This window comes from Streptomyces sp. NPDC056883, assembly GCF_042788835.1.
GTDB classification, from domain to species: Bacteria; Actinomycetota; Actinomycetes; order Streptomycetales; family Streptomycetaceae; genus Streptomyces; species Streptomyces stoeckheimensis.
Window position 1 is genome coordinate 115,478 of record NZ_JBHUBS010000005.1, and the last position, 25,985, is coordinate 141,462.

At 72.8% G+C, this 25,985-nt stretch carries 19 protein-coding genes; 7 read left to right on the forward strand and 12 right to left on the reverse strand.

Translation table 11 applies throughout. The features are described from left to right. Positions 1-134: 134 nt before the first annotated feature. Complete coding sequence (gene pcrA / locus ACFRU2_RS15135; protein WP_382972070.1) at positions 135-2,666, reverse strand: DNA helicase PcrA; 2,532 nt, start codon at positions 2,664-2,666, stop codon at positions 135-137. Between the two features lie 148 nt (positions 2,667-2,814). Between pcrA and ACFRU2_RS15140 the strand changes: the two genes are divergently transcribed. The 4 genes from ACFRU2_RS15140 (at position 2,815) to ACFRU2_RS15155 (ending at position 6,725) form a co-directional block, all read left to right on the forward strand. Continuing rightward, positions 2,815-3,879: an NlpC/P60 family protein gene (locus ACFRU2_RS15140; RefSeq protein WP_382972072.1), complete on the forward strand. Its 1,065-nt coding sequence runs from the start codon at positions 2,815-2,817 to the stop codon at positions 3,877-3,879. A 272-nt stretch (positions 3,880-4,151) separates the two neighbouring features. Beyond that, on the forward strand, positions 4,152-4,706 hold the full coding sequence (locus tag ACFRU2_RS15145) for a hypothetical protein (protein ID WP_382972074.1): 555 nt from the start codon (positions 4,152-4,154) through the stop codon (positions 4,704-4,706). A gap of 159 nt (positions 4,707-4,865) precedes the next feature. Beyond that, positions 4,866-5,525, forward strand: coding sequence for a class F sortase (locus tag ACFRU2_RS15150; RefSeq protein WP_382972076.1), 660 nt, complete (start codon positions 4,866-4,868; stop codon positions 5,523-5,525). A 147-nt stretch (positions 5,526-5,672) separates the two neighbouring features. Further along, complete coding sequence (locus tag ACFRU2_RS15155) at positions 5,673-6,725, forward strand: NlpC/P60 family protein (protein ID WP_382972077.1); 1,053 nt, start codon at positions 5,673-5,675, stop codon at positions 6,723-6,725. Between the two features lie 22 nt (positions 6,726-6,747). On the opposite strand, the gene ACFRU2_RS15160 is transcribed toward ACFRU2_RS15155, so the two are convergent. Both ACFRU2_RS15160 and ACFRU2_RS15165 read right to left on the reverse strand, forming a co-directional pair. Next, positions 6,748-7,443, reverse strand: coding sequence for a response regulator transcription factor (locus tag ACFRU2_RS15160; RefSeq protein WP_243333471.1), 696 nt, complete (start codon positions 7,441-7,443; stop codon positions 6,748-6,750). Continuing rightward, positions 7,440-8,735: a PspC domain-containing protein gene (locus ACFRU2_RS15165; protein ID WP_382972079.1), complete on the reverse strand. Its 1,296-nt coding sequence runs from the start codon at positions 8,733-8,735 to the stop codon at positions 7,440-7,442. Before ACFRU2_RS15165 ends, ACFRU2_RS15160 begins: the two co-directional genes overlap by 4 nt. A gap of 131 nt (positions 8,736-8,866) precedes the next feature. Here ACFRU2_RS15165 and ACFRU2_RS15170 point away from each other — a divergent pair, with 131 nt between their 5' ends. Both ACFRU2_RS15170 and ACFRU2_RS15175 read left to right on the forward strand, forming a co-directional pair. Next, positions 8,867-10,273 carry a PspC domain-containing protein gene (locus ACFRU2_RS15170; RefSeq protein WP_382972081.1) on the forward strand — a complete coding sequence of 469 codons (1,407 nt, stop codon included), beginning with the start codon at positions 8,867-8,869 and terminating at the stop codon, positions 10,271-10,273. Beyond that, on the forward strand, positions 10,260-10,484 hold the full coding sequence (locus ACFRU2_RS15175; protein ID WP_382972083.1) for a hypothetical protein: 225 nt from the start codon (positions 10,260-10,262) through the stop codon (positions 10,482-10,484). The genes ACFRU2_RS15170 and ACFRU2_RS15175 overlap by 14 nt, the downstream gene beginning before the upstream one ends. On the opposite strand, the gene ACFRU2_RS15180 is transcribed toward ACFRU2_RS15175, so the two are convergent. The 4 genes from ACFRU2_RS15180 to guaA form a co-directional block, all read right to left on the reverse strand. Then, positions 10,430-10,903 carry a DoxX family membrane protein gene (locus tag ACFRU2_RS15180; RefSeq protein WP_382972557.1) on the reverse strand — a complete coding sequence of 158 codons (474 nt, stop codon included), beginning with the start codon at positions 10,901-10,903 and terminating at the stop codon, positions 10,430-10,432. The genes ACFRU2_RS15175 and ACFRU2_RS15180 overlap by 55 nt on opposite strands. Before the next feature lie 75 nt (positions 10,904-10,978). Next, entirely contained in the window at positions 10,979-12,235 is a 1,257-nt protein-coding gene (locus ACFRU2_RS15185; RefSeq protein WP_274549130.1) for a hypothetical protein, read from the reverse strand. Between the two features lie 102 nt (positions 12,236-12,337). Further along, a complete protein-coding gene (locus ACFRU2_RS15190; RefSeq protein ID WP_382972085.1) occupies positions 12,338-13,156 on the reverse strand; it encodes a class II aldolase/adducin family protein in 819 nt (272 codons plus the stop codon). A 127-nt stretch (positions 13,157-13,283) separates the two neighbouring features. Further along, positions 13,284-14,870 (reverse strand): glutamine-hydrolyzing GMP synthase, encoded by a 1,587-nt coding sequence (gene guaA / locus ACFRU2_RS15195; protein WP_382972087.1) that lies wholly within the window; start codon positions 14,868-14,870, stop codon positions 13,284-13,286. Between the two features lie 296 nt (positions 14,871-15,166). On the opposite strand from guaA, the gene ACFRU2_RS15200 reads away from it, so the two are divergent. Continuing rightward, entirely contained in the window at positions 15,167-15,424 is a 258-nt protein-coding gene (locus ACFRU2_RS15200) for a chorismate mutase (RefSeq protein WP_382972089.1), read from the forward strand. A 376-nt stretch (positions 15,425-15,800) separates the two neighbouring features. Here the strand turns inward: ACFRU2_RS15200 and ACFRU2_RS15205 are convergent, their stop codons facing one another. From ACFRU2_RS15205 to ACFRU2_RS15225, 5 genes are all read right to left on the reverse strand, one after another. Next, on the reverse strand, positions 15,801-17,459 hold the full coding sequence (locus ACFRU2_RS15205) for a peptidase (RefSeq protein WP_382972091.1): 1,659 nt from the start codon (positions 17,457-17,459) through the stop codon (positions 15,801-15,803). 169 nt (positions 17,460-17,628) lie between these two features. Further along, a complete protein-coding gene (locus tag ACFRU2_RS15210) occupies positions 17,629-19,419 on the reverse strand; it encodes a GMC oxidoreductase (protein WP_382972093.1) in 1,791 nt (596 codons plus the stop codon). Between the two features lie 25 nt (positions 19,420-19,444). Then, a complete protein-coding gene (locus ACFRU2_RS15215) occupies positions 19,445-21,073 on the reverse strand; it encodes a succinic semialdehyde dehydrogenase (RefSeq protein WP_382972094.1) in 1,629 nt (542 codons plus the stop codon). 128 nt (positions 21,074-21,201) lie between these two features. Next, the gene (locus tag ACFRU2_RS15220; protein ID WP_382972096.1) at positions 21,202-22,914 is read right to left on the reverse strand and encodes a serine/threonine-protein kinase; all 1,713 of its coding nucleotides are present in this window, start codon (positions 22,912-22,914) and stop codon (positions 21,202-21,204) included. Positions 22,915-23,031: 117 nt separating this feature from the next. Beyond that, the gene (locus ACFRU2_RS15225) at positions 23,032-25,974 is read right to left on the reverse strand and encodes a protein kinase (protein ID WP_382972098.1); all 2,943 of its coding nucleotides are present in this window, start codon (positions 25,972-25,974) and stop codon (positions 23,032-23,034) included. Positions 25,975-25,985: the final 11 nt, after the last annotated feature.

Sequence of the window (25,985 nt, forward strand, 5' to 3'; positions counted from 1 at the left end):
GGGACGGAAACCAGAGGGGAAACCAACAAGAAAAAAACAAAAAAAAAAGGGGGGAGGCCCCCCCCCCCGGGGGGGCGCCCCCTTCCGCGTCTTCCACGTCGTCGTCCGCGGGCCGTCCCGCGTCCCGCCCGCCGCTAGAGCTTCTGCACCGGCGCGTACCGCAGCAGGAGCCGCTTCGGCTTCTCGTCCCCGAAGTCGATGGTGGCCTGCGCGTCCGCGCCCGCCCCCCTGACCTCCATGACCGTGCCCAGCCCGAACTGGTCGTGCGTGACCCGGTCCCCGACCACCAGCGCGATGACCGGCTTGTCGGCGGCCCGCCGCGTCGCGAACCCCGACGGGCCCGACTTCGTACGCGACGAGGACAGGAAGGACTCCGGCGAGGTGCCGAAGGAGGCCTTCGAGCCGCCGCCCGAGCCGGAGGACCCGTACCCCGAGCCGGAGCCGCGCATCGGGCCCGCCGGCTTCTGCGCCGCGCCCGTCCGCTTCCACTGCAGGTACTCGGCCGGGATCTCCTCCAGGAACCGCGACGGCGGGTTGTAGGAGGGCGTGCCCCAGGCGCTGCGCATGCTCGAGCGCGTCAGGTACAGCCGCTCGCGCGCCCGCGTGATGCCGACGTAGGCGAGGCGGCGCTCCTCCTCGAGCTCCTTGGTCTGGCCCAGCGCGCGCATGTGCGGGAAGACCCCGTCCTCCATGCCGGTCAGGAAGACCACCGGGAACTCGAGGCCCTTGGCGGTGTGCAGGGTCATGAGGGTGATGACGCCGTTGCCGTCGGTGTCCTCGTCCGGGATCTGGTCGGAGTCGGCGACCAGCGCGACCTGCTCCAGGAACTCGGAGAGGGTGCCGGGGCCGACCGGCGGGGCGCCGTTCTCGGCGGCCTCGGCCGCCGCGGCTTCCCGTGCCTGCTCGAATTCGAGCGCCACGGCCGCCAGTTCCTGAAGGTTCTCGATGCGCGTCTCGTCCTGCGGGTCGGTCGAGGCCTGGAGCTCGGCGAGGTAGCCCGTACGCTCCAGGACCGCTTCCAGGACCACCGCCGGGCCGGCGCCCGAGTCGACGATGGTGCGGAGCTCCTCCATCAGCACGTTGAAGCGCTTGACGGCATTGGTCGAGCGGGCGGCCATGCCGAAGGCCTCCTCGACCCGGCGCAGCGCCTGCGGGAAGGTGATCTTCTCGCGCATCGCGAGCGCGTCGATCATCGCCTCGGCGCGCTCGCCGATGCCGCGCTTGGGGACGTTCAGGATCCGGCGGAGCGGGACGTTGTCCTCGGGATTCGACAGGACGCGCAGGTACGCGAGGACGTCGCGGACCTCCTTGCGCTCGTAGAACCGGACGCCGCCGACGACCTTGTAGGGCAGTCCGACCCGGATGAAGATCTCCTCGAACACGCGCGACTGCGCGTTCGTCCGGTAGAAGATCGCGACGTCGCCGGCCTTCGCGTCGCCCGCGTCCGTCAGCCGGTCGATCTCGTCGGCGATGAACTGCGCCTCGTCGTGCTCGGTGTCCGCGACGTAGCCGGTGATGACGGCGCCGCTGCCGGCCTCGGTCCACAGGTTCTTCGCGCGGCGGTTCTCGTTGCGCTCGATGACCGCGTTGGCGGCGGACAGGATCGTCTGGGTGGAGCGGTAGTTCTGCTCCAGCAGGATCGTGGTCGCGTCCGCGTAGTCCTCTTCGAACTGGAGGATGTTGCGGATGGTCGCGCCGCGGAAGGCGTAGATCGACTGGTCGGCGTCACCCACCACGCACAGCTCGGCGGGCGGCAGGTCCGGGTAGCCGGTGCCGACCAGCTCGCGCACGAGCGTGTACTGGGCGTGGTTGGTGTCCTGGTACTCGTCGACCAGCACGTGCCGGAAGCGGCGCCGGTAGTGCTCCGCGACCTCCGGGAAGGCCTGGAGCAGGTGGACCGTGGTCATGATGATGTCGTCGAAGTCGAGGGCGTTGGCCTCGCGCAGCCGCCCCTGGTACATCGCGTACGCCTGGGCGAGGGTCTTCTCGAACCCGTCGGCGGCCTGCCCGGCGAAGGCGTCCTCGTCGATGAGCTCGTTCTTGAGGTTCGAGATCTTGGCGCTGAACGCCTTCGGCGGGAACTTCTTCGGGTCCAGGTCCAGGTCGCGGCAGACGAGCGCCATCAGGCGCTTCGAGTCGGCCGCGTCGTAGATCGAGAAGGAGGAGGTGAAACCGAGCCGCTTGGACTCGCGGCGCAGGATGCGCACGCACGCACTGTGGAAGGTGGAGACCCACATCGCGTTCGCGCGGGGGCCGACCAGGCCCTCGACGCGCTCCTTCATCTCGCCGGCGGCCTTGTTGGTGAAGGTGATCGCCAGGATCTGGCCGGGGTGGACCCCGCGCGCGCCCAGCAGGTGGCCGATGCGGTGCGTCAGCACGCGCGTCTTGCCCGATCCGGCGCCGGCCACGATGAGCAGCGGGGAGCCCGCGTGCACCACGGCGGCACACTGCTCCGGATTCAGTCCTTCCAGGAGCGCCGCCGGGTCGATGACGGGCCTGGGGGCGCCGTCCCGGTAGTACGCGTCCCCGTGCATGGGCGTGTCGAAGCGCCCCCCGAAGAGATCGTCCGCGCCCGCCTCGGGGGCGGCGTGGTCTTCGGGCGGCGGGGGGACCTCTTCGGAGGGGGAGAGGTCGGCCAGGAAGCTGTCGTCAAAGAGGCTGCTCATCGCCTTCCGAGTTTAGAGGGCGGGACCGACAGCCGGTCCCGCCCTCGGAAAATTCGGCGGCATATGCCCTGAGAACCCTTCCCGCCCCCTTCCGAGGCGCCCCCTCCGGCGCTAGCGTGCTCCGCCAACCGGAAGGAGGTGCCGGCCCGTGTACGCGTACGGATTCCCCTCGTCCCACCCCTCCCCCCACCACCGCAAGCCGCGCACCCGAAGACATCCGAACGCCCCCACCGCGGTCGTCACGACCGCGGCCCTGTCCTCCTTGGGCCTGCTCCTCCCCCACCAGGCCGCGGCGGCGCCGGCGCCCCGCCCCTCGGTGGAGGAGGTACGGACCCGCGTGGACGAGCTGCACCGGCAGGCGGGCACGGCCACCCAGGCCTACGACGCCGCGGCCGGGCGGACCGAGGAACAGCGGGCCCTGCTGTCCGCGCTCATGGACCAGGTGGCCGGCACCACCCAGAAGCTGAACGAGGCCCGGCGGCTGCTCGGCAGCTACGCCGCCGACCGGTACCGCGGCGCCGGCGGCCTCGGCGGGACCGCGACCCTGCTGCTCAGCGACGATCCGCAGGCCTTCTTCGCGCAGACGCACCTGCTGAACCGGCTCGGCGGCCGCGAGGACGCCCTGCTCACCCAGTACACCCGGGCCAGGGCGGAGACGGCCGCCAAGCGCCGGGAGGCGGCCGTGGTGGTCACGGATCTGGAGCGGGCGCAGGAGGAGCTGCGCGGGCGCAAGCAGGACGTGCAGGCCCGGCTCGCGGAGGCGAACGCCCTGCTCGCGCAGCTCACCGCGCCGGAGCGGGCGCGGGCCCTGGCCCCCCGGTCCCCGGCCGCTCCGGGGCCGCTGCCCGCGGACGGTGCCGCGTCGGCGGCCGGCGCCAGGGCGGTGGCCTTCGCCCGGGCCCAGCTGGGAAAACCGTACGTCTGGGGCGCGACCGGCCCGCGCTCGTACGACTGTTCCGGGCTGACCCAGGCCGCCTGGCGGGCGGCGGGGGTCACGCTGCCGCGCACCACCTGGGACCAGGTGAAGGCGGCCCCGCGGATCGCGACGAGCGCGCTGCGCCCGGGGGACCTGGTCTTCTTCTACGCGGACATCAGCCACGTCGGGATCTACATCGGCGGCGGCCGCATGATCCACGCCCCGCGCCCGGGGACGTCCGTCCGCGAGGACTCGGTCTACTACCAACCGATCTACGGGAGCGTCCGGCCGGGGTGAACGCGGCGGCGCCCGCTTCTCCGTCGGCCTTTCCGTCGGCGTGTCCGTCACTCAGCGCCACGGTGCGGCGGGTGCTCCGGCGTGGCGCTCACCGTCCGTATCAGAGGAGTTGGCGGGGCGCCCGCCAACTCACCCTCTCCGTTGGTCCGTTCGTGCCGTTCGATTCGCAGGTTCCGCCAACCGGGCCTAGCGTCTAGCACATCGAGGAGCATTTACCCCCCTTTGCGGACAAATAGTTCGCGGCTGCGCCTCGGGGACCCGGAGGATTCACCATGCATTCCATACGTGTCGCGTCCGTAGCCCTGCTGTCCACGGCCGCCTTCGCGCTCGCCGCGCCGATCGCCTCGGCCAACGACGGCGGGACCACGCCCAACGTCACGTCCTTCGGCTTCACCGTCTCCCCCACCACCGTCGCCGCGGGCGGCACCGTCACGCTGAACGCCACCGGTTGCCAGGAACCGCTGGTCAAGGCCTCCTCCGGCATCTTCGACGCGGTCGAGCTCAACGAGGGCAAGCCCGCCACCGCCAAGGTGGACGCGGACGCCAAGCCGGGTGCCCAGTACGAGGTCACCTTCGACTGCAAGGGCGAGAAGGGCACGACCACCCTCACGGTCGCGGGCCACTCGTCCGGCACCGGCACCGGCACGGAGACCGGAACGACCACTCCCTCCACTCCCTCCACTCCCTCCAAGGGCGTCAAGGCCGGTCTCGGCGGCGGCGCCGGAGGCCTGAACGGCACCGAGATCGCGGCCGGTTCCGCGCTGCTGGCCGGTGCGCTCGGTGGTGGCGTGTTCCTGATGCGTCGCCGGGCGGGCGACCAGGCCTGACCGCTGTCCCCCTGACAGCCGGGCCCGTCCGACCCGCCCCTGGCGACCGGACGGGCCCGGTCCAGTACCCGGTCCCCGGTCCAGTACCCGGTCCCCGGTCCAGTACCCGGTCCGGCCTCCGGCCCCGGAACCCCCGGCACCACGGAAGGAGCGCGCATCATGCCCCGCCCCCAGGAACGTACGAAGCCCCGCGGCGGCTGGGGCGTCGTTGCCGTGGTCGCCCTCAGCGGCACGTTCCTCCTCTCCAACGGGCTCGACCTGAACGGCGGTCCGCCGCAGCCCGCGCAGGCCGCCTCCCTGGTCAGCGACCCGGCCCACGACGAGGCCGCCCGCCGCCTCCCGCCGGCCCCGCAGCCGCTGAAGCCCTCCCCGCCGACCCGGATCCGGATTCCCGCCGTACAGGTCGACGCCCCGGTCACCCGGGTCGGACTCGACGCCGAGGGCTGGGTGGACGCCCCGCCGCCGCAGGACCGGAACCTGGCCGGCTGGTACGAGGGCTCCCCCGCCCCGGGCACCCGGGGCACGACGGTAATCGACGGTCACGTGGACAACGAGCAGGGTCCGGCCGTCTTCTACGCGCTCGGCTCGCTCAAGCAGGGCCAGCACGTCGAGGTGGACCGACAGGACGGCCGTACCGCCGTGTTCACCGTGTACGGCATCGAGGTCGTCGGCAAGAAGGACTTTCCGGCGGCGCGGGTCTACGGCCCCAAGGGCGCTCCGGAGCTCCGCGTGATCACCTGCGGCGGCGGTTTCTCCAAGAAGGGGGGCTACGACGGCAACGTGGTCGTCTTCGCCCGCCTGACGGACATCCGCGGATAGCGGAAGGCCATCGACGGGCACCCGCCCGCCAGGTCCGGTTACGTACCGCCACTTTCGATCATCTCGTCATCTGCCCGTTACCTTCGGGTCTAGCGTCCTCCCCCAAGCACCGACCAGGCACCGACGGAGGAAGGACGTGAGGCCCTCGTGGCCAGTCATCGAAAGCCCAGGCAGCGCCCGCTCACCAGCGGCACGGCACGGAGCACCGTACGCACCACCGCCGCCACCCTCGCCCTCGCGGGCGCTGCCACCGCCACCGCCTTCGAAGGCACCTCCCACGCCGATCCGCAGCCGACGCCCTCGCAGGTCAAGGCGGAGATGGACCGGCTCTACGAGGAGGCCGAGGCGGCGACGGACCAGTACAACGGGGCGAAGGAGAAGGCCGACGAGGCGCAGCGCGCGCTCGACGGGCTGCGGGACGAGACCGCCCGCAAGACCGACCAGCTCAACACGGCCCGCAGCACGCTCGGTTCGCTGGCCGCGACGCAGTACCGCAGCGGCACGCTGGGCGCCGCCGTCCAGCTGGCGATGTCCGACGATCCGCAGGAGTACCTGGACCGGGCCGCCCTCATCACCCGCGCCGGGAACCGCAACGCGGCCGAGATCTCGGCCGTGCGGCGGGGGCTCGACGAGGTCGGGAAGCTCAAGGACCAGGCCGCCGGACGCCTCGCCGACCTGCGGGCCCGGCAGGGCGAACTCGCGGGCCACAAGGCCGCGATCGAGGAGAAGCTGACCGCTGCGCAGCGGCTGCTGGCCAAGCTGACGGCCGAGGAGCGGGCGGCCTACGAGGCCCGCTCGGCCGGCCCCGCACCGGCCGGCCCCGCCACCCAGGCTCCGCCGCCCTCCGACGGCTCGCGCGCGGCGCGCGCGGTGGCGTTCGCGTACGGGGCGATCGGCAAGCCGTACGTGTGGGGCGCGACGGGCCCGGGATCGTTCGACTGTTCCGGTCTGACCCAGGCGGCCTGGCGCGCGGCCGGGGTCGCGCTGCCGCGGACCACCTACACCCAGATCAACGCGGGCCGGCGGGTCTCCCGCGACGCGCTGGCCCCCGGTGACCTGGTGTTCTTCTACTCCGGCGTCACGCACGTCGGCATGTACGTCGGCAACGGCCAGATGATCCACGCCCCGCGCCCCGGCTCCACGGTCCGCGTCGCGCCGGTGGACTCGATGCCCTGGGCCGGAGCCTCGCGGCCCGCCTGACCGGGGCCCGGACCACTGAGGCTCAGATCAGCCGGCGGGCCGTCGCCCAGCGGGTCAGCTCGTGGCGGTTGGAGAGCTGGAGCTTGCGCAGCACCGCCGAGACGTGGGATTCCACGGTCTTGACCGAGATGAACAGCTGCTTGGCGATCTCCTTGTACGCGTACCCGCGCGCGATCAGCCGCAGCACCTCGCGCTCGCGCTGGGTGAGGCGGTCCAGGTCCTCGTCGACCGGCGGGGCGTCCGTCGAGGCGAAGGCGTCGAGCACGAAGCCCGCCAGCCGCGGCGAGAACACCGCGTCCCCGTCCTGGACGCGGAAGACCGAGTCCACGAGGTCGGTGCCGGTGATCGTCTTGGTGACGTAGCCGCGGGCGCCGCCCCGGATGACCCCGATGACGTCCTCGGCGGCGTCCGACACCGACAGGGCCAGGAACCGCACCGGGTCCTCGACGGCGCCCATCAGCGGGGCGCAGCGGCGCAGTACCTCGACGCCGCCGCCACCGGGCAGGTGCACGTCGAGGAGCACCACCTCGGGGCGGGTGGCGGTGATGACGGTGACGGCCTGGTCCACGTCGGCGGCCTCGCCGACGACCTCGACCCCGGTCCGCTCGGTCTCGCCGATCTCGGCTTGCACCCCGGTGCGGAACATCCGGTGGTCGTCGACGAGCACCACCCGGACCCTCCTGGTCACGCCGCCGGTGCTCGCGCTGTCCTCGGTCATGCTGCCTTCGCCGCCCTCTCCATCTCCAGCTCGACTTCCGTGCCGCCGTCCGGCGCGGACCGCAGTCGCGCGGTCCCGCCGTTGCGCTGCATCCGGCCGATGATCGATTCTCGTACGCCCATGCGGTCGTCCGGTACCGCGTCCATGTCGAAGCCGGGTCCGCGGTCCCGTACGGACACGAACACCGTCTGGCCCTCCACCTCCGCGTACACCTGGACGGGTCCGCCGTCGCCACCGTACTTGGCGGCATTGACCATCGCCTCGCGCGCGGCCTGCATCTGTGCGGCCAGCTTCTCGTCGAGGGGGCAGTCGCCGACGACGACCACCTCGATCTGGACCCCGTGGTGGTCCTCCACCTCGGCGGCGGTCTTCTTCACGGCCTCGGCCAGGGTCGTCGGCTCCTCGCCCTCGTCCTTGCCGGTGCCCTCGGGCTTGTACAGCCAGTTGCGCAGCTCCCGCTCCTGGGCCCGGGCGAGGCGGCGCACCTCCCCGACGTCCTCGGCGTTGCGCTGGATCAGGGTGAGGGTGTGCAGCACGGAGTCGTGGACGTGGGCGGCCACCTCGGCGCGCTCCTGGGCGCGGATGCGCATCAGGCGCTCCTCGGAAAGGTCCTGGGTCATGCGGATCAGCCAGGGTCCCGCCAGGAGGGCGACGCCGACGAGGACGGCGAGGGTGGCGGTCAGTACGTTGCCGAGCTGGGCGGCGGAGCCGCGGACCACGATGAAGACGGTCAGGCCCACCCCGACCAGGGCGACGCCGGCGAGCGCGCGGGCGGCCTGCAGCAGCCGGGCGTGCCGGCCGGCGGCGGCGTTCCAGTGGGCGCGGCGGGCGTTGTCGGCCTGGCGCCAGACGAGGACCACGCCGGCTCCGACGAGCAGGGTCGGCCACACGTACCGTCCGGAGCTGCCGCCGACCTGGACCTGGGAGATGAAGATGCCCGCGCCGACGCACAGGGCGATCAGCGCGATGATCTGGCCGCGCTCGGGCTTGCGCAGCCGCCGGGTGCCGTCGGGGAGGGTGTCGAAGTAGGAGCGGTGGCCGCTGCGGCCGCCGACGCCGAGCGGTACGAAGACCCAGAACGCGGCATAGAGCAGCACGCCGAGGCCGTCGCCCCACATGAACAGGCCGAGGAAGGCGAGCCGGACCCAGACGACGGGCAGGCCCAGGTGCCCGGCGAGGCCGCGCGCGACTCCGCCGAGCATCCGGCCGTCGGCGCTGCGGTAGAGCTTGCGCTGCGGCGTCTCGTCGGAGTCCGGTGCGTACGGCGTGCGGGGGGCGGCTGCTACGGGCATGTCACCGATGGTCACACGCTCGCGGCGGCCGTGGCATCAGGGCAGCCCCCCAGTTCTCTCGGGGGGATATCAGGGTTGCGCCAGGGTAGATCCGGATGCCTGCGGCGTCGGCGGACCGTCACCATGTACGCATGACCGAAGTACACGATTCCCCGCCGCCGGACGCAGGAGCCGGCACGAGCAGGGCCGGCGCGGGCGCCGGCTCCGCTTCGCCGCTCGCCGAGCGCCCTCCCCTGCGCCGCGGCAAGCGCGACAAGGTGCTCGCGGGCGTGTGCAGCGGCCTGGGCCGGTACTTCGATCTCGACCCGGTGATATTCCGGATCGTACTCGGCGTCCTCGCCGTCACCGGCGGCGTCGGTCTGATCTTCTACGGCTTCGCGTGGATGCTCCTGCCCCAGGAGGGCGAGGAGGACAGCGAGGTGAAGAAGCTGCTGACCGGCCGGATCGAGGGATCGACGCTGGCGGCGGTGTTCGCCGCGCTGGTGGGCTGCGCCCTGTTCCTGTCGATGCTGGACAACGGCGGGCTGGCGGTCTTCTCCGTCCTGGCCGTGCTGGCGCTGGGCGGCGCGGCGTACTGGTCGCAGCGCCGGCGGAGCGGGTCCGGCGGGCGGCTCCAGCCGGGAGAGGAGGAGCGGGCCCCTGCGGGCGTGGAGTTCGTGTACCCGGCGGCGACCCGCACCGGGCACCGCACCGTGCACAGTCCGGCGCCGCCGGAGACCCAGGCGCCGCCCGTGCCCGGCGGTCCGTCCTGGTGGCGGGATCCGCTGGTCAAGGACGGCACCACGGGGCCGGTCGGCTCGACGGGCTACCTGTGGGGTCCCGAGGACTCGGTGCCCGCCGGCGCCGGCGGCGATCCGGCCGCGCCCGCGGCGCCGGAGGGCGCGCAGCAGGTCCGCAGGGAGCCGCGGGGCGGTATCGGCGGCCGGGTGTTCGTGCTGGCCCTGCTCGCCTGGGCCGTCGGCACCGCCTCGGTCTGGGAGGGCAGCACCCTGAGCCGTGCCCTGCAGGTCGGCTTCGCCTCCGCCCTCGCCGTCTTCGGCCTCGGGCTCGCGGTGAGCTCGGTCAAGGGCCGCACCGGCTTCGGCACCGTCCTGCTCTCGGTGATCACCGCCGTGCTGCTGGCCGGGGCGGTGGCCCTGCCCAAGGAGATCGGCACCGCGTGGAAGGACGTCGTCTGGCGGCCGGCCGCGGTGGCCGACGTGGCGCCGTCCTACGAGGCGGGCACCGGGCTCGCCACCTTGGACCTCAGCCGCCTGGACGTGCCCAAGGGCGCGACCGTGCCCGTCCGCGCCTCCATCGACGCCGGCCGGCTGCGGGTGATCCTCCCGCGGGAGGTCACCGCGGAGACCGAGGCGGCCATCAAGCTGGGCGACATCCAGATGCCCGGCGATACGGGCGAACACATACGCATCCAGAGCCGCGACGAGGTGCGGCGGGTGACCCTGCAGCCCTCCCCCGGCACCGAGGCCGGCGGCACGATCGAGTTGCACCTGAGCGCGGGTGTGGGACAGGTGGAGGTGGCCCGTGCGGCGTCATGAGTTCCAGCCGGGACGGCTGATCGCGGGACTGGTCCTGATGGCGGCCGGGGTGCTCTATCTCCTCGGCGCGTCGGGCGAGGCCGATCCACCCTGGTTCTTCGTCCTCATGATGACCGCGGGCGGTCTCGCGTTCGCCGCCGTCGCCGGGCTGGTGACCTACGCCGTGCGCCGTGACCGGCGGGAGCGGATCAGCGAGTCCAGCGAGAGGTAGGGCGCCCCGGCGAGGACCAATGGGGTCCAGGCCATCAGGTAGATCAGGTCGTTGCCGTAGTAGTAGGGGGTCACCGCCCAGGACACGGTGAGCCACAGACTGAGCGAGATCAGGGCTCCGCCGACGGACGCGATCCGGGTCAGCAGTCCGGCCAGGACCCCCAGGCCGACCAGGAGTTCCCCGATGGCCAGGGCCACGGCGAAGCCGACGGGCGCCTTCAGGGCCAGGTCCACCATGGCCGGGATCGCCGAGGTGTCGCGCACCCCGTTCATCAGCTCGCCGATGGAGCCGCTGCCGGTGGCGGAGAGGAAGGCGGAGTCGGTCAGCTTGTCCAGGCCTGCGTAGACGAAGGTCACGCCGAGGAAGATCCGCAGGGGCAGGAGCGCGTGGCGGGCGGCGAGCTCGCGCAGGCCGTGCAAGCCGCTCTGTCCGGTGGGAGCGTCAGGGGCGCCGGAGGGGACGTCAGTTCGGGTCACGCGCTATGTGTACCCGCTTCACTCCGCCACGTCGATGGTGCACCGGTTGGATTCCACCCCCGCGGCAGTGACGACCTGGATCTCGATCCGCCCCGGCTCCACTTCCGCCGGGACCGGCACGGTCAGCACGGCATCGGACGGGTTGGTGAAGCCGCCCGCCACCGGGACCAGCGGTACGTGCACGTGGACCGCGCCCACGCGGACCACCAGCCGGGCCAGCATCTCCGGCGTCTGCGCCCCCGGCGGGACGAAGCCCACTCCGCGGATCTCGATGTCGTCCCCGGGGCGGATCGCCGCGTCCAGGTCCCCGGGCTCGCGTCTGCGCACCACCGACAGGACCAGCGGACGGCTGCCCTCGGCGTACTTCGCCGCCAGGTACACGGCCGCCGACAGCGCCACCAGCAGCGCGAGCGCCCACGGCAGTGCCGGCAGCCGGTCCGGGAACCGGGCCAGCGAGACCCCCGCGAAGCCCAGCACCACCGTGGAGACCAGCACGTACTGGGCGTCCGGGAAGGAGCCCCGGCCCGCGTCGTCCGTCAGCAGGTCCGCCCCGGACGGCCGGTCCGCCGGCAGCTTCTGCAACCGCTGCCCCATGATCCGTACGGAGACCACCCGGCGCACCAGCACCGCGACCCCCGAGGTCAGCCCGAGCACCGCCAGCAGCGGCAGCGCCCGGTCGAGCGCGAAGCCCTCGTACAGCGCCTGGCGCTCGGGTCCCGGCGAGGAGGCCGCCAGCCGCAGCGCGGGCAGCAGCGTCGCGAAGGCGGTGAGCACCAGCCAGGCGCTCGGTACCGCCTTCGAGGTGGACAGCCGGTTGTCCTCACCGACCAGCGGGGCCAGCAGGCCGCCCCGGAGCGTCTGCGCGCGGGCCGCCACCGTCAGCAGGGCGGCCAGCACGAGCGCGGCCAGCAGCCCGGCGGTGCGCGCCGTGGACCAGCCGGTGCCGAGTGCGGTGCCGACCTGGACCAGCAGCAGCACCCCCGCGGCGATCCACACGGCGAGGACGGCCCGCCGGGAGAACAGGTAGAGCCAGGAACTGCCCGCCTCCCGGCCCCGGTCGGCGACCGTCCGGGCCGACAGGGTCAGCTCGTCGGAGACCCACTGCCGGGAGGCTCCGAGGGAGTGGGCCACGGCGGCCGGAACCCCCTGCCCGGAGGCGAACTCGTCGCGCTTCGCCAGGAACGCTGCGACCGCTCGGCGGTGCCCCTCTCGTGTGCAGTCCTCGCAGGCACAGGCCGCGGTATGGGTGCTTCTGGACATCTCTTGGACAGCCACGAACGTGCCGCCTCTCTGAACTACGGTGCAATGCCAGCGAATTGTGCACCACTGCGGCAGTGTTCCGGATTGCGCACGATGTCAGAGCAGGTGATTAACCGTTCATGATGTTGACGGACCCGCTCCGGAGGTCTCCAGCAGCGGCTGGCAGTTGGCCCAGGCGGCCAGATCCGACCCGAACCGCTCCCGGGTCGCGAGCGCACTGTGGTGGCTGATGAGCACCGCTTTCCCGGCCGCCCGCGCGATCAGCTGCACCTGCGCGGCCCGCTCCGCCGCGATGAACCACCACGCGGCGGCCTCCACCGAGTCGCCGACCGTCAGCAGCCCGAGGTTGCGCAGCACCAGCGCCTTGTAGGGGCCGAGCGCACCCGCGATCCGCTCGGCGTCCCCGGTGCCCGCGCCCCCGCCGCCCAGGGCCCCGCCGCCCAGAAACTCGTCGAGCAGCGCGTGGTCCTCGTAGAAGGCGCAGGCCTCCTGGGTGACGGGGGCGAGCAGTTCGCCGAGCGCGGCAAGCGCCCTGCCGTACGGGGCCTGCGTGCGGACGACGGCCACCACGGCGGGCCGGGCCCGGTGGACGGCCGCGTGCACGGCGAAGGCCAGCTGGTTGACCCTGCGCTCCCCCTGGCGGACCCGCCCCTCCCCGTCGACCAGCAGCAGGTCGTCGGGGCCGATCGCGCCGAAGGCCCGGCCGAAGGGGTTCACCCAGTAGCAGTCCTCGAACTCCGGGTCCCGGGCGCTGACGTGCCCGCCCACCCCGTCCTCGTACCCGAGCCTCCCCAGCAGCCGCAGCACCGCGGCGAGCCGCTCCTTGCGGTGCGCGCGCTCCTCCCCGGGGGTGGCGAACACCGGCGGCATCTCGAAGCCCAGCCGCTCCACGGGCACGGGTGCGGGTGCGGATGCGGGTACGAGTCGCTCGGTCATGGCCCCTCCTTCAAGGTCGCGGCGCAAAGTACCGGCGACCGGCCGAAGAGGCCATACACGCGGCGAGGCCGCCGCTCCCGGGGAGGGAGCGGCGGCCTCGGCGTTCACAGCGGGGCGGGCAGGAGGCTTACTCCCACTCGATGGTGCCCGGGGGCTTGCTCGTGCAGTCCAGGACGACGCGGTTGACGTCCGGCACCTCGTTGGTGATGCGGGTGGAGATCCGCGCGAGCACCTCGTACGGCATGCGCGTCCAGTCCGCCGTCATCGCGTCCTCGGAGGAGACGGGGCGCAGCACGATCGGGTGGCCGTACGTACGGCCGTCACCCTGGACGCCGACGCTGCGGACATCGGCGAGCAGGACGACCGGGCACTGCCAGATCTCCTTGTCCAGGCCGGCCGCCGTGAGCTCGTGGCGGGCGATGGCGTCGGCCTCGCGGAGCAGGTCCAGGCGCTCCTTGGTGACCTCGCCGACGATGCGGATGCCGAGGCCGGGGCCGGGGAACGGCTGGCGCTGGACGATCTCGGCGGGCAGGCCGAGCTCCTGGCCGACCATCCGGACCTCGTCCTTGAACAGCTGGCGCAGCGGCTCGACGAGCTCGAACTCGATGTCGTCGGGGAGCCCGCCCACGTTGTGGTGGGACTTGATGTTGGCGGTGCCGGTGCCGCCGCCGGACTCGACGACGTCCGGGTACAGGGTGCCCTGGACCAGGAAGGCCACGGCCGGGCCGTCCTCCTGGAGGATCTCCAGCTGGGCCTGCTCGAAGACGCGGATGAACTCGCGGCCGATGATCTTGCGCTTGGTCTCCGGGTCGGAGACGCCGGCCAGCGCGTTCAGGAAGCGCTCCTGCGCGTCGACGACCTTCAGCCGCGCGCCGGTGGCGGCGACGAAGTCCTTCTCGACCTGCTCGGTCTCGCCCTTGCGCATCAGACCGTGGTCCACGTACACGCAGGTGAGCTGCGAGCCGATGGCCTTCTGCACGAGGGCCGCGGCGACCGCGGAGTCCACGCCGCCGGACAGGCCGCAGATGGCGCGCTTGTCGCCGACCTGCTCGCGGATGAGGGCGACCTGCTCCTCGACGATGTTGCCGGGGGTCCAGGTGGGCTGGAGGCCTGCGCCGCGGTAGAGGAAGTGCTCCAGGATCTGCTGGCCGTGCGTGGAGTGCATCACCTCGGGGTGGTACTGCACGCCGTAGAGCTTCTTCTCGTCGTTCTCGAAGGCCGCGACCGGGACGACGTCGGTCGACGCGGTGACGGTGAAGCCCTCGGGAGCGGCGGAGCAGGCGTCGCCGTGGGACATCCATACCGACTGGTTCTCGGGGGTGCCCTCGAAGAGGGTGGATCCGGCCTTGGAGACGGCCAGCGGGGTGCGGCCGTACTCGCGCGAGCCGGTGTTGTCGACGGTGCCGCCGAGGGTGACCGCCATGAGCTGGAAGCCGTAGCACATGCCGAAGACGGGGACGCCGGCCTCGAAGATCGCACCGTCGAGCTGGGGGGCGCCCTCCTCGTACACGGAGGACGGGCCGCCGGACAGGATGATCGCCTTGGGGTTCTTGGCGAGCATCTCGGCCACGGGCATCGTGCTGGGCACGACCTCGGAGTAGACCCGTGCCTCGCGGACGCGGCGGGCGATCAGCTGCGCGTACTGGGCGCCGAAGTCGACGACGAGAACCGTGTCCGGGGCGCTGTCGTGGGTGGCGAAGGTGGCTTCTGGCACGGGGCAGGCCTTCCGGCGGAAGAGGGGGTTGTTTTGTCGATTCTAACGGGGGACGGATACCCCTCTTCGTCTCACCGTCCGAACCGGCTTGGCACGGAGCGGGACAGAGGGTCATAATCCCTCCATGCGCAAGCAGCTGAGCTTCCTCTTTACCTATGGCACCGGCCGGTCCGGTCGCCATGGGTCATCGTGATGCTCGCTTGAGCCGCTGACTTCCCAGAGCGCCCCGGTCCGACAGGACCGGGGCGCTCTGGCGTTTCCCGCTCCGGTCGGACCCCCACCGACAGGAGAACCCCATGTCCGTCACCACCCCCGAGCAGCTCATCGCCGGCTCCCGCGAGCGGATCGACGCCATCGACGACCGGATCATCGGCCTGATCCAGGAGCGGATGGCCGTCTCGACCGTCATCCAGGAGGCCCGGATCGGCTCGGGCGGGCGCCGGGTGCACCTGTCGCGGGAGATGGAGGTCCTGAGCCACTGGAGCGACGCCCTCGGCAAGCCGGGCACCACGCTCGCGATGACCTTGCTGGAGCTGTGCCGCGGCCGGGTCTGAGACCCGTGGCGGGGCCCGTGACGGTGCCCGCGGCCGGGCCCGTGGCGGGGCCCGCGTCGCTGTTCGTCACCCGTCCGGACCGTGACCGCCCCCACGGCCCTTCGTTGATGCGGATGACCGTGCCAGCCAGGTGCGGGACCGCAGCACCACGCGTGGCTCCTCCGGAGCGATGAGACGCACCCCCTGCCGGGCGTGCGTCGTGGGACCTCGCTCCTTCATGTGACCGGACGGCAGGGGACAGCAGCCCGGTCACCACACAAAGGACGGCCGGCCCGGGGGACGCCCCGGACCGGCCGTTCTTCTGTTTCCCCCGTGACGCGCGCCCTCCGCTTCCCCCGTGACGCGCGTGTCCCCCCGCTTCCCCCGTTTCCCCCCGTTACCCCCGGCCGGTGACCCGCCGGCGGAACGCCAGGAACACCGCGCCACCGGCGGCGACGAGCGCCATGCCGGCGATCAGCACCGGCCCGGTCGCGGCGCCGGTCTCGGCGAGGCCGCCGTTGGGCGTCTTGCCGTTGCCGGTACTGGCACTGGGGCTCGGGGTGGCACTCGCACCCGGCGTGGCCGACGGGCTCGTGGAAGCCGTCGGCGTCGGGCCGGGGGTGGTCGGAGCCGGCGTGGGCGTGATCTGCTTGCCGTTGATCACGAAGGCGGCCTTGTTGTTGGCGTGGTTCGGGTCCCAGGCCTGCGGGGTGGTGCCCTCGGCGGACCACTGCCCGACCGAGACGGAACCGGTGGCGTCGGCCACGACCTTCTCGATCTTCAGCTCGAACGGGAAGCCGAACACCTGCTTCTCCCCGATGACGTGCGAGGTCGTGCAGAAGTAGCGCGGGGCGCCCAGCTGCTCCTCCCGCTGGCCACCGTCCGCCGCGGCGGCCCTGCAGCGCTCCGGCACCTTGGTGACCTTGGCCCCGGCCGGGATCACGATGTCCGCCAGGGCGACGTCCTCACCCGAGCGGAAGTAGGCGATCCACGCCGGGCCGTCGTTCCGGAAGCCGAGGTCGACCTTGACGGTCTCGCCCGCCTTGCCCTTGGCCGCGGTACCGGCCGCGACCAGGTCGGCGGTGTTCTTCGCCGAGAAGTCGAAGTCGTGCCAGTTGTTCCACGGGTCCAGGTCCGCCGAGCGGGGCGCGCCCTTGGCCGCACGCTTCGTGAACTCCAGCTTCTTGCCCGTGCTCGGCTTGACCTGCTTCCGCTCGGTCTTCGGCTGGTCGCCGGCCTCGTGCACCGAATAGATCAGGCTCTCGAGGAAGGCGTGCGGCGCGGCCTTGAGGGTCAGCGGACCGGAGATCTCGTAGAACTCGCCCGGCTGGACCACGTTCTCGAAGGTGCAGACCGTGGTGCCCCAGCCCGTGTTCCAGGGCCGGCCCTCGGTGTCGTCCTGGCTGTACGCGCAGTTGTCGTACTCCTCGACCAGGTCCATCCCGTGCGTGGTCTTCAGCTCCAGCGCCACGCCCTTGGCCGGCTCGGTGCCCGTGTTGCCGAAGGCGATCGGCAGCGGCTGCGTCTCGCCCGGGGTCACCTTGGCCTTGAGCTTGGACTTCTCCATCACCAGGTCGGGGCCGCCGATCCTGACCTTCGTGGTGGTGGACTTGAAGGTGGCGCCCTCCGCCGATCCGGTCATCGTCAGGTCGACGACCGCACCGGGCTTGCTGCCCTTGGCGGCGGTGAGGTCCAGGGCCCCCACCCAGTCCTGGCCGTCCGAGATGCCCCAGTGGTTGGTGCAGGTGACCGCCGTCGCCGTGAGGGTGCAGCGGCTGGACTGCCCCTCGGTGAGCGCAACGTCCGCGACGCCCTTGAGCGGGCCCAGGTCGACCGTGTAGGTGGACGGACGCCGGAACTCGTCCACGGTCCCGTTCTCCACCCGGAAGTCGACCGTGGACTTCTGCGGCTTGCCCTCCTGCCCCGGGTGCGGGAACAGGCCGATCTCCGACGGGCTGGTGAGCGTGAACACCGGGTCCGCGGCGTTCGCGGGGGTGGCGGCCAACCCGACGGCCACCAGGCCGGCTGCCGCCAGCAGGGAGATGCGCTTTCTCATGAAGGTGTTGACCAGCGAAGGCCCTCCACGGTTGCCTCCTTCACCCTGTGACGGAGGCCACACCTCCGTTGCCGGATTCCGCTACAACCATCCGGGCCCGACGGCTGTCATCCATATCGTTCGGCGGGCACCGCACTCGGAGGGGGAGTGCGGTGCCCGCCGCAGTCGTTCATTCGGTGGGTGCCGCCGAGCGCGGCGGAACCTCCGGCACCGCCAGGAACGGCAGGCGCAGCGCCCCGAAGGCCTCCTTCGGCACCACCGGGAGGACCGGTTCCACGGCCGTCAGGCGGGTGTAGGCCGCCCCCTGCTCCGGGCGCGGGTCGCGCTCGCCGTTGTTCGGCCAGTAGGACATCGCCCGTTCCGCCTGCGCGGTGATCGTCAGCGACGGGTTGACCCCGAGGTTCGCGGAGACCGCCGAACCGTCCACCACCGAGATGCCCGGGTGCCCGTAGAGCCGGTGGTACGGGTCGACCACGCCCTCCTCGGGCGAGGCTCCGATCGGGCAGCCGCCGAGGAAGTGCGCCGTCAGCGGGGTGCCCATCAGCTCGCCGATGTTGCTGCCCGGGAACCCGTTGATCTCCTCGGCCAGCAGCGTCGCCGCCTGCGTGGCCTCGGCGATCTGTACGGGGTTGGGCGCCCCGTGGCCCTGCCGGGCCGTGAGCAGGCCCTTCCCCAGGCCGCCGGGCTTGCGGTAGGTGGTCAGGGAGTTGTCCAGGGACTGCATGACCAGGCCGATGATGGTCCGCTCCGACCAGCGCCGGTTGGACAGCGAGCGCAGCAGCTGCACCGGGTGCCGGGCGGTGCGCCCGAACCAGGCGCGGACCCGGTGGGTGGAGTAGGGCACCTGGAGGATCGTCATGAACCCCATCGCGTTGGAGCCCTTGCCGTAGCGCACCGGCTCGATGTGCGTGTCGGCGTTGGGGTGCACCGAGGAGGTGATGGCCACGCCCCGCGTGAAGTCCGCACGCTTGTCCTTGCCGTGCCGCTTGCGGTAGCGGCGGTCATCGGTCTGCGCCCCTACGAGGCCTTCGGAGTTGGTCCGGGTCAGATCGCCGAGCCGGTCCGAGAGGCGGGGCAGCTCGCCGAGGTCCTTCATGGTGTGCAGGAGGGTCTGGGTGCCGTACGTGCCCGCCGCGACGACCACGTAGCGGGCGCGCAGCACCTTCGCCGTGCCCTTGGCGCTCCTGCGTCGCTGGTCGGTGGGGACCGTACGGACGCGGTAGCCGCCGTCGGGGTGCTCGGAGAGGGCGGTGACCGTGGTCATGGGGTGGATGACGGCGCCGGCCCGCTCCGCGAGGTGCAGGTAGTTCTCGCCCAGGGTGTTCTTCGCGCCGTGCCGGCAGCCGGTCATGCACTCCCCGCACTCGGTGCAGGCCTTGCGGGCGGGCCCGGCGCCGCCGAAGTACGGGTCGGCGACCTCCTCGCCGGGGCGGACCTTGCCCTGCCCCTCGGCGTCGTCGCCGTCCCCGAAGAAGACGCCGACCGGGGCCATGTGGAAGGAGTCCGCGACGCCCATCTTGGCGGCGGCCGCCTTGAGGTGGACGTCGGAGGGGGTCGTCGTCGGGTTGAGCCGGACCCCCAGCATCCGCTTGGCCTGGTCGTAGTAGGGGGCGAGCTCGTCCTGCCAGTCCGTGATGGACGCCCACTGCCGGTCCTCGAAGAAGGCGGTGGGGGGCACGTAGAGGGTGTTGGCGTAGTTGAGGGAACCGCCGCCCACCCCGGCGCCCGCGAGGACCATCACGTTGCCGAGGAGGTGGATGCGCTGGATCCCGTACAGGCCGAGGGCCGGGGCCCACAGGTAGTTGCGCAGGTCCCAGCTGTTCTTCGGCAGGCTCTCGCGGGTGAACCGGCGTCCTGCCTCGAGGACGCCGACCCGGTACCCCTTCTCGGAGAGCCGCAGCGCCGAGACCGACCCTCCGAAACCCGATCCGATGACGATGACGTCGTAGTCGTACGACACTGCGGTGCCTCCCAAACGGAACGGACTAGCGGAGCCGGAACGCCTTCATGACCTGGAGGCTGCGGGTCATGAACGCCGCGTACTTCTCGTCGTCCATCCCGAACGAGGGCGCCATCGGCAGCAGCCGCTGGTGGGCGACGGTCTGGGCCTCGGTGTACTTGAGGATGCCCTCGGAGCCGTGGCGGCGGCCGAGGCCGGATTCCTTCATGCCGCCCATGGGCGCCTGGGCGGAGCCGTAGGCCGGGGCGTAGCCCTCGTTGATGTTGACGGTGCCGGTGCGCAGGCGGGCCGAGACGGCGTGGCCGCGGCGGGCGTCCTTCGTCCACACGCTGGAGTTCAGGCCGTAGGAGGTGCCGTTGGCCTCTTCGATGACCTGGTCCTCGTCGGTGAAGCGGTAGATGGAGACGACCGGGCCGAAGGTCTCCTCCCCGCACACCGCCATGGCGGTCTCGACGCCGTCGAGGATGGTCGGCTCGTAGAAGAGCGGGCCGATGTCGGGGCGGGCGACGCCGCCGGTGACGAGGGTGGCGCCCTTGGCCACGGCGTCGTCCACGTGCCGCTGTACGGCGGCCAGCTGGCGTTCGCCGGCCAGGGAGCCCATGTCCGCGCCGTAGGCGAGGGAGGAGCCGAGGCGCATGGCCTTGGTCCGGGCGGCGAACCGGGCGACGAACTCGTCGGCGATCGAGGCGTGCACGTACAGCCGCTCGATGGAGATGCAGAGCTGGCCCGCGGAGGAGAAGCAGGCGCGGACGGCGCCGGCGGCGGCCTTCTCCACGTCGGCGTCGCGCAGCACGAGCATGGCGTTCTTGCCGCCCAGCTCGAGGGAGGCGCCGACCAGGCGGGCGGCCGCGCCCTGGGCGACCTCGCGGCCGGTACGCGTGGAGCCGGTGAACGAAACGTAGTCGGCGTGCCGGACCACCTCGGGGCCGACGACCGGGCCCTCGCCGAGGACGATCTGGAACACCTCGGCCGGCAGGCCCGCCTCGATCATCAGGTCGCGGGCCCACAGGGCGGTGAGCGCGGTCTCCGTGTCGGGCTTCATCACGACGGCGTTGCCCGCGACGAAGGCGGGCAGGGCGTCGCCGATGGAGAGCTCGAGGGGGTAGTTCCAGGGGGCGATCTGGCCGATGACCCCGCGCGGCTGGCGCAGCTCGGTGACCTTGGTGAGGGTGGGCATGGCGCCCGTGTGGCCCTTGGGGCGCAGGTACGAGGGCGCCTTGCGGCCGTAGTGCCGGGCCGCGATGGAGACGGCCTGGACCTCCTCGTGGGCGTGCAGGCGGGCCTTGCCGGTCTCCAGCTGGATCAGGTCGAGCACCTCGGCCTGCCGGGAGAGGACCAGATCGTGGAAGCGCAGCAGCACGGCGGCCCGCGCGCGGACGGGCACCGCGGCCCAGGCGGGCTGCGCGGCGCGGGCTGCGGCGAAGGCCTCCGCCACGTCCTCGGGGGTGGCTTCGGGGAGCTCCGCGAGCCGGTCCCCGGTGAAGGGGCTGTGGTTGGCGGTGCGGCCGGAGCCGGCCACTCCGCGGGTCAGCCGGGTGACCAGTTCGGGGGTCACCACGTCGGCGGCGCTCCGGGCGCCCGCCGGGGCGGGGGCGACCGGGTTGGTGGGCTGCGGGGCGCTGCGGAGGGGGGCCGGGGCCTGCGTGTCCGTCATGGCCGTGAGCGTATTGCGCCGGGGGGTGCTTTGGGTACCCGCCGGTAACCGGATTTTGCCTTTTCTGCCAGTGATCGCTGGCAGGATGGCGGAATCCGGGCACCCGGTGCACCCGCTGTACGCCGGGATCAGCGGGGCGGGGCCGGCGCCCAGCCGCTGAGCACCACGTCGAACTGATCCCGGGTCGTGTCCCAGTCCGCGACCGGACCCGACATGTACACCGCGTACTCGGTGCCGTCCGGTGCGTAGTACATCTGCTCGATGGCCTTCCGGGGCCCGGTGAAGGCCCCGGTCTTCTCCGTCCACTCGAACTCCCACAGGGCGGCCTTGGCCTGCCCGCGGAAGGTGTTCGGGTGCAGGGTCAGCTGCCTGTAGTCGGAGCGCTTCTGGACCTGCTTCTCCAGGTCCAGAAGGTGCGCGTACGGATCCTTGAAGGTCGGCTTGGGGTCCATCGCGATCCGGATGAAGTGCTTGCCGCCGTCCCCGGTGTAGTCGATCTGCGACCCGTCCTCCCGGCGCTTCCAGCCGTCCGGGACGAAGAGGGTGAAGCCCTCCTTGTCGACCACCTTGCTCCAGCCCGCCGGCGGAGCCTTCACCGCCTGCCCCTTGGCGTCCCCGGCGGCGGCCGAGGCACCGGCCGACGCGTCCGGCGAGCCGGCCGTCCGGCCCGGGATCGCGCCGTCCGTGGGCGAGTCGCTCGTGTACTTCAGGATCCCGAACACACCGCCGCCGCCGAGCAGCGCCGCCACCACGGCGACGACCGCAGCGCGCCGGATCCGGCCGGGGGCCCCGGTGTCCCCGCGGCCCGGACCGCCCGGTCCGGCCTCGGAGCGGGCGGCGAGCACCGGCTCCGTCTCCAGGGCCCGGCCCTGCTCCGGTACGTGGCCCTGGCCCCGGCCCTGCTCCGCTTCACCGGGCAGCTCGGCCGTGTCCGCCGGATCGTTCCGGGCGGCGCCCAGCTCCTCGGAGCCCATCGCGCGCGTGGGGACGTACGCCTGCGCCGCCTTCGGCTCGCGTCCCTCCATCGCCTGGAGGAACATCTGCTCGGCCTCGTCGGCCGACGGCCGCTGCGCCGGATCCTTGCGCAGCAGCGCCGTGATGACCGGGGCCAGCGCGCCCGCGTGGGCCGGGGCGGGCGGCTCCTCGTTCACCACGGCCTGGAGGCTGGAGATGGGCGAGGTGCGGCGGAAGGGCGAGCGGGCCTCGACGGCCGTGTACAGCGTCGCGCCGAGCGACCACAGGTCGGAGGCCGGGTCGGGGGACCCGCCGGTGACCCGTTCGGGGGCCAGGTAGTCGATGGAGCCGATCAGTTCGCCGGTGCGCGTGATGGAGGAGTCGCCCTCGATCGCGGCGATGCCGAAGTCGGCGAGCATCACCCGCCCGTCCTTGGCGAGCATCACGTTGCCCGGCTTCACGTCCCGGTGCAGGACGCCGACCGCGTGCGCGGCGCGCAGCGCACCGAGCACGTGCAGCCCGATCCGGGCCGCCTCTCGGGGTTCGATGCGGCCGGCCGTCTTCGCCGCGTCCGCGAGGGAGGGACCGTCGATGTACTCCATGACGATCCAGGGCCGGTCGTCGTGTTCCAGTACGTCGTGGACCGTGACGACCGCCGGATGCTGGATCCGGGCCGCGGCCCGGGCCTCCTTCTGCGTCCGGGCGTGCAGGACGTCCCGGTCGGCCTGGGCGACGTACAGGCCCGCCGTCAGTTCCTTGACGGCGACCGTCCTGTGCAGCAGCTCATCGTGTGCGCGCCACACCTTGCCCATGCCGCCCCTGCCGATGGGCTCCACGAGCCGGTACCGGCCCGCGAGCACCGCACCTGCACCTGTCTGCTGTTCCACGAATCCCCGCCGCCGCTCTGTGCACTTCCGGTCAGACTACGGAGATCCCGGGCGACGGCGGAACCACTCGGCCGCGGTTGGGCCGCACTGTGACGCAATCGCCGTACTGATACCGCGTCAGCCGCCGGTCTTGTAGCTGGCCGTCGCCTGCTCGAAGGTTTCGGTGACCTTGCCCTCCTGGTCCTGCGGGCCGGTGACCATGACCACGTGGTAGGTACCTCCGAGCGCGACGACGAAGTTGCGGGCCACGACGGATCTGCCGTTGCCGTCGATCCAGGTGTACCGGCCGGTGACGCGGAGCTGGTTGCCGACCTTGGTGGACTTGATGTCGCTGACGCTCGACCAGGTGGAGGAGCGGTACGGAGCCAGCTCGGGCTCCTTGTCCTTCTGGTAGGTGGCCGGGTCGGGGTTGCCCTCGACCTTGTCCCGGCCGGGGACGACGGTCAGCACGAAGTCCCCCTCCGTGTAGCGGACCTGACCGGACTCGTTCATTCCGCGGCGCTCCCAGCCGTTCGGAACGTTGATCGAGAAGTGCTCGGCGTCCTGCTGGGCCGTGTAACCGGACGGAGCGGGAGCGTTGGTCTGCGGAGCGGGCTTGGACTCGGGCGGGTTCGCGGAGGGGCTCGGAGCCTGGCCGGACCCGCTCGGCTTCGCGCTGGGCTTCGCGCTCGGCTTGGGGCTCTGCGGCTGGGACGCGGTGGGCTGCTTCATGCCGGCGGCCTTCTGCCCGCCCTGCGGATCGGCGGAGCGGGGCATGAAGAACAGGGCGTAGGCCACGGCTCCCGAGAGCAGGACGAGGATCCCGAGTAACAGGGAACGCCCCAGCGAGCGCGGCTTGCGGGGGTGTTCGGCGCTGCGGTGCCGGCCGTGCAGGTCGGCTCGCCGCCGTACGACGGGCAGCCTGGCCGGATCCTCCACCACCGGCGGCAGCATCGCGAAGCCGCCGTCGGGCTCCGGAGCGGACCGCACGAGGGAGCGCAGCCAGCCGCGGAGCTCCTCGAAGTCGGGGCGCTCCGTCGGGTCCTGGCGCAGCAGGGACTCCACGACCGGGCGCAGCGGGCCGCACTCCTCGGCGAAGGCGGGGGGCTCGGCGCAGACCATCTCCACGAGCTCGGCGACGCTGTCCTCGGGGTACGGGGCATGCCCCTGTACGGCGCGGTACAGGAGCGCACCGAGCCCCCACAGGTCGGTGGCCGGCCCGACCGGCGCGGCCAACTGCCACGGCCCGTGCACGGCCTGCGCCTGCTCGGGAGCCCACCGCTCGGTGACGGCCCCGACCACGGCCATCCGCGTCTGCCGGGCCCGCTCCGCATCCAGCCCGCTCCGCGGCCCGCTCCCCCACCCGGCGGCTGCCGGGTACCTGGCGGCACCCTGCGGATCGCCCTGCGGGGCGGCCTGGCCGTAAGCGTCGACCCCGGGGGCCGCGGGATACCCGGCACCGGTCTGGCCGGAATGGCCGTAACCGGCGGCGCTCTGCGGTCCGGTCTGCCCGGTGCCCGCCGGATCCGGGCGGCCCGGTCCGAGCTGGGGCTGTCCGCCGTATCCGGTGCCGTCCCGCGCAATCGGCCGGCCGAAGCCCGCCTGATCCTGCTCCGGGTGGCCCGGTCCCGGCGAAGGCTGCCCGGGGATCCGGCCGTCGCCGTCGGCCCGGCCGCCGGGGGTGTCCGCCTGCTGGTAGCCCTGGGGAAGGGCGAGTTGCGCCGGCAGCTCGGCACGGGCCGGAGGCTCCGCTTCGGCCGGGGGCAGGGCCTGGCGGCGCGGAGTGGCGCCGTGCCAGGTCGCGCCGCTGTCCGGGCCGCCGTACGGGTACGAGTACCCCTGCGGCAGCTTCGATCCCTCGGGCCTCGGCTCCGCTTCCGGCTCCGGCGCGGGCTCCGAACCGGCCCTGCGCTGCTCGGTGATCCGCGCGGCCGCCTGGGCCCCGGCCCGGTACGCCGCGATGGCCCCGGCCCGCGCAGCGGCCTTCAGATCGGGCCGCTCCCCGGCACCGCCCGGGGACCCGGCGGCGGGGGCGCCGGCCGCACCAGGAGTACGGGAAGGAGCAGGGGGGCCGGACGCACCAGGTGCACCGAGGGCACCAGGGGTACCGGGAGTACCGGGAGTACCGGGAGTACCGGAAAGGGCAGGGGCACCAGGAGCACCGGATGCATCAGGACCGTTCGCGGTCCCGGGGCTTATGTGGTCCCGGTAGCGCGGCCCGGTGTCGTACCCCGGGGCCACGAGCGGCGCGTACTGCGCCGTGTTCCCGCTCCCCGGGACGGCCGTACCCGCGCCGGGCCCGCCGTCTCGCCCGGACCGCTCCGCGGGCCCGCCCTGCTGCCCGCCGGCCGGCCCCGCGCCGGGCCCGGCCCCCTGCCCGTACCCGGCAGCCGCCGCCGGCCCGCCCCAGGACCCGCCGCCGCTCTCCGGCCGAGCCGCCACGATCCCCGGGCCACCGCCCGGCCAGGGATCCGCGGAGCGGTCCGTACCGTCCCGCGGGGGAACCGGGTCGTACCCGCACAGGGCGTCCTCCGCGGCTCCCGCCGCCAGCCCCGTCAGGACGACCCGCCCGTCCTCGCAGATCAGTACCGTCCGCATGGTGATGTTCCGGTGCGTCCACCCGTGCGCGTGCAGCACCCGCAGAGCGGTCAGCACGTCCGCCGCCACCTCCGCCGCCCGGTACGGGCTCAGCGGTTCGTCGGCGATCAGCGCCGCCAGCGGCCTGGCCGGGACGAGTTCGCTCACTATCCAGAGCGACCCGCCCTCCGCGAACACGTCGAAGACCTGGTCCAGCCGTGGATGGTCCGGTACGGACGCCGCCGCCTGCGCGGCCTCGATCGCCCTGCGCACGGCGGGCAGTTCACCGTGCGGGAGCCGCCGGCCCCCGGCGGCCGGCGGACCGCCCCGCGTGCCGTCCAGCAGCTCCGCGTCGACGACCTCCGGCAACGGAACCTGCCGTACGAGGACTTCCTGGCCGCTGCGCGTGTCGAAGGCCCGGGTCTCGATCAGTTCGTAGGCGTCGGACGGCGGCAACGGCAGACGGTAGCGCTCGGCCAGGATCCGGCCCGCGTAGTCCTCCACATCGCCTCCCC